The following is a 3,701-nucleotide window of genomic DNA, read 5'->3' on the forward strand; positions in this document are numbered from 1 at the left end:
CCCTGGCGACGGCCGCTCCCGCCCGCCCCCCGGCGGACGCCAGCACGTCGGACGACTCGCTCCTGCGGGGCCTCCTGTGGGCCGCGGAGCCCGCGCCGGAGGAGATCCGCGCGCTGGCCATCGAGGACCTGGCGCTCCTGGGTGACCCGCGCGCCCTGGACCCGCTGGCCGCGTTCATCTGGGACCCGAATCCGCGCATCCAGCAGGCCGCGTTGCGCGCGGTGGCCCTCTTCCAGCACCGCCGCGCGGAGGAGATTCTTGGCAACGTCGTGCGCCACCCGCGCCTGCCGGACGCGCTGAAGATTCAAGCCCTGAGCGGTCTGCTCTACCAGCGCACCGCCACCGCGCGCCGGGTGGTGCAGGACGTGGCCGCCGACAGCCGCGTGGGCTACGCGGTGCAGAACGCCGCGCGCTCGGTGGCGTCGCAGTGGGAAGCCGCCCCGGCCGCCACGCCCTGAAACACGCCTGCACGCCTGCCCTCCCCCCAGGCTTGACGACGCCGCGGCTCCAGGCGGGCCCGGGGCCGATTCCTGGAGTGCGCGCGTGTATGGGTTAGACTGGGGCGCATGAAGATCACCCCCCTCGACATCCGGCAGAAGCGCTTCGAGACGGTGATGCGCGGCTTCGCGCGTCCCGAAGTGGGCGCGTACCTGGAGCTGATCGCCGGCGAGTTCGAGGAGGTGGTGAAGGAGAACATCGCGCTCAAGGAGGAGCTGAAGCGCACGCAGGCGCGGCTCGAGCAGCATCAGGAGCGCGAGCGCACCCTCCAGGAGACGATGGTCACCGCCCAGCGCATCAGCGAGGACCTGAAGGACGCCGCGAAGAAGGAAGCGGAGATCATCATCGCGGACGCGGAGCACCAGGCGGAGAAGATCGTCCACGGCGCGCACCAGCGGCTGGTGCAGGTGGTGGAGGACATCAACGAGCTCAAGCGCCAGCGCACCCAGTTCGAGTCGCAGGTGCGCTCCGTGGTGGAGGCCCACCGCAAGCTGCTGGAGACGTTCGCCGCGCCCACCTTCGCGGACCGCGACTACGCGCGCGTGGAGGACAACGTCGCGTTCCTGTCGCAGAAGAAGGCCACCTCCAACGACTAGCGCCCGCGCATGCCCGCCCCCTGGCTCAAGACCGTACCCGCCGGGGTGGAGCTGACGGTGCTGGTCCAGCCGCGCGCGTCCCGCACGAAGGTGGTGGGCGAGCATGACGGCCACCTGAAGATCCAACTCGCCGCGCCGCCCGTGGATGGCGAAGCGAATGCGGCCCTGGTGGAATTCATCGCCAAAATGCTGGGCGTACCGCGTCGCCAGGTGACACTGGTGGCGGGTGACACGTCGCGCCGTAAGCGATTGAAGGTGCAGGGGGTTGATGCGGCGGCGGTCGAGGCTGTTATCTCTGGTGGACCGTGAGGCCACGCATGCTCCGCCTGTTCGCCTTCCTGATGATGCTGCTGGCCTCTCCGGGCGCGTTCGCACAGGACGAAGGTCCGCGCGGCATCCACGCCACGGAGGCCGTCGTCACCGACAGCGCGCTCGTGCCCCACGCCCGCCCCGCCATCGTCGCGGGCGAGCTGAAGACGCAGCGCTTCGTCATCCTGCACACCGCGAAGGCGGCGGGCGCGGCGCGGGCGCTGGCCGGACAGATTGAAGGCGTGCGGGATGCGTTCGGCGCGATGCTCGGGCGCGACTGGCCGGGCACCACTGAAATCCGCCTGGGCGTGGGCCGCCAGGAGTTCGAAGCGCTGGCGCTCCCCGGCGGCAAGCCCCCGGGCTGGGCGGTGGCGCTCGCGTACCCCGGGCATCAGATCATCCTGCTGGACGCGCTGAGCCTGAGCGACACGGAAGGCCCCACGACGCTGCGCCATGAGCTGGCGCACGTGGCGCTGGGCCAGCTGGCGAAGGACTGGCCGCGCTGGTTCCAGGAGGGAGTGGCGCAGAACCTCACCGACGAGCGCTACTCCGTCGCCCACTACTCCGCTCTCTTCCGCGCGGTGACGCAGGAGCGCGTCTTCCACTTCGAAGACCTGGCCGAGGACTGGCCGGACGTGCCCGCGGACGTCGAGATCGCCTACGCGCAGAGCGCCGCCTTCGTGGCCTACCTCACCGGCAAGCATGGCTCGCACGCCATGGGCCTGCTGGTGGACGGCGTGCGCGCGGGGGAGCCCTTCGAGCAGGCCTTCGGCAAGGCCTTCCGGACGTCGCTGCTCTTGGAGGAGCAGGACTGGCGCGAGGGGCTCGCGGCCCGCTACGGCTGGCTGCCGCTCACCACCAGCTCCGCGCTCCTGTGGCTCACCGCCTCTGTGCTGTGCGTGGCCGCCTTCGCGCGCCGCATGCGCCAGAAGTCCGCGCGGATGACGGAGCTGGCCGCGGAGGACGCCGCGGAAGACGCCGCGCTGCGCCTGCTCGCCGCCGCCCGCGCGGCGGGGCCCGTGCCCGTGGATGGGGCCGAGCCGCTGTCCCCCGCCCTCCCCTGGCCGGAGTGGCCGGGAGCGACCACGCAGGCGCCGCCCAACCCGTCCGCTCCCGCCCAGCCGGAAGCCCTGGAGGGCGCGCCAGAAACGCTGGAGTCAGGCGCCAGCCTGCCGGAAGCCCCGGAGGGCACGGACGCGGGTGACGAGGAGCCGGAGGCCGCCAGCGGCGAGTACGAGCTGGACGGCGAGTCCCCGGCAGGCCGCCCGCCCAAGCCGACGCTCCACTGAGGGGCGGGACGTGCCCAGGCAGGGAAGGTTCTTCCCCTGCCCCCAGGCTTTCAACATCCGCCCCGTAGGATTTACGTCCTCCGGCCGCCCTTCAGGGCAGCCGTATTGCCCAAATGGGCGGATTCATTGAGAACCAGCCCACGTCTGGCGTTGGCAAAGCCCTTGCTATGTCTCTGTTCGCGATGCGGACGACAACGGACATGGCGGCGGAGCGGGGACGGAAGAAGGCCGGGGCAGCCCGGGTCTTCAGCAGGCAGCCGGAGCGCATCGCGGCGCTGTGGCGGCGGATGCGGCTGGCGGCGCACGAGGGCCAGGGCGTTCCGAGCGCCAGTCTGTTGGACGGACTGGTGGAGCCCTTCGTCCGGGAGCTGGGGCTGACGCTGGAGGGCGTGGAGTCCAGCCCCTGGAGCCGCACCCGCGCGGTGCTGCGCCTGGCGCCGGAGCGTGGCGCGCGGGCCCTGCACGACGAGTTCGCACTGCTGCGGCGGTGCCTGGTGGACGCCCTGGAAGTGCTGGGCGGTGGGGACGCGGAGCGCCAGCGCATCAACCGCGCGCTCGACGAGGCCGTGGACAGCGCGGTGGCGCTGCTCCAGCGGATGGCGGACCCGAAGGCGGATGGTCCCCGGGTGCCGTTTGGCGGCCTGGTGGTGGAGTACTTCGAGCGGCCGTCCCACGCGCGCCGGGCCCCGGTGGGCCGTCGCGACGAGCGGTCCGCGATGCATTGAGCAGTCATTGCGGCGCGCGGTGGGCGCCAGCGTTTTGTTGCAAGGGTTTGCCGATCCGTCCGGCTTGACACTCCTCAATGAGGAAGGGTCCGGGGGCTGGCGGGAGGGTGCGCTGTAGCGGATGGGGGTCCGCGACGCGCCTTGAGGGAGCGTGTTCCTGCTCGGGGGAGCGGTGAGCGCGCACACAGGTTCGAACGCCGGAACGCGTGGATGGGGGTCCGCGCGCTCCGCCGGTCGGACGGATCGGCATGTTTTGTCGGGGGGATTGGGACGGGGGTCGCGGG

Annotated in this window: 5 protein-coding genes; all 5 read left to right on the forward strand. The window is 71.9% G+C overall.

Translation table 11 applies throughout. The features are described 5' to 3' along the window. Positions 1-2: 2 nt before the first annotated feature. The 5 genes from D7X32_RS43595 (at position 3) to D7X32_RS43615 (ending at position 3,417) form a co-directional block, all read left to right on the forward strand. A complete protein-coding gene (locus D7X32_RS43595) occupies positions 3-458 on the forward strand; it encodes a HEAT repeat domain-containing protein (RefSeq protein WP_120608365.1) in 456 nt (151 codons plus the stop codon). Positions 459-566: 108 nt separating this feature from the next. Further along, positions 567-1,094 (forward strand): DivIVA domain-containing protein, encoded by a 528-nt coding sequence (locus D7X32_RS43600; RefSeq protein WP_014397740.1) that lies wholly within the window; start codon positions 567-569, stop codon positions 1,092-1,094. A 9-nt stretch (positions 1,095-1,103) separates the two neighbouring features. Beyond that, positions 1,104-1,403 (forward strand): DUF167 domain-containing protein, encoded by a 300-nt coding sequence (locus tag D7X32_RS43605; RefSeq protein ID WP_120608366.1) that lies wholly within the window; start codon positions 1,104-1,106, stop codon positions 1,401-1,403. Positions 1,404-1,411: 8 nt separating this feature from the next. Continuing rightward, entirely contained in the window at positions 1,412-2,692 is a 1,281-nt protein-coding gene (locus D7X32_RS43610) for a peptidase MA family metallohydrolase (protein WP_120608367.1), read from the forward strand. A 182-nt stretch (positions 2,693-2,874) separates the two neighbouring features. Then, the gene (locus D7X32_RS43615) at positions 2,875-3,417 is read left to right on the forward strand and encodes a hypothetical protein (RefSeq protein WP_171450241.1); all 543 of its coding nucleotides are present in this window, start codon (positions 2,875-2,877) and stop codon (positions 3,415-3,417) included. Positions 3,418-3,701 lie beyond the last annotated feature (284 nt).

Source organism: Corallococcus carmarthensis, assembly GCF_003611695.1.
In the GTDB taxonomy this organism is placed as follows: domain Bacteria; phylum Myxococcota; class Myxococcia; order Myxococcales; family Myxococcaceae; genus Corallococcus; species Corallococcus carmarthensis.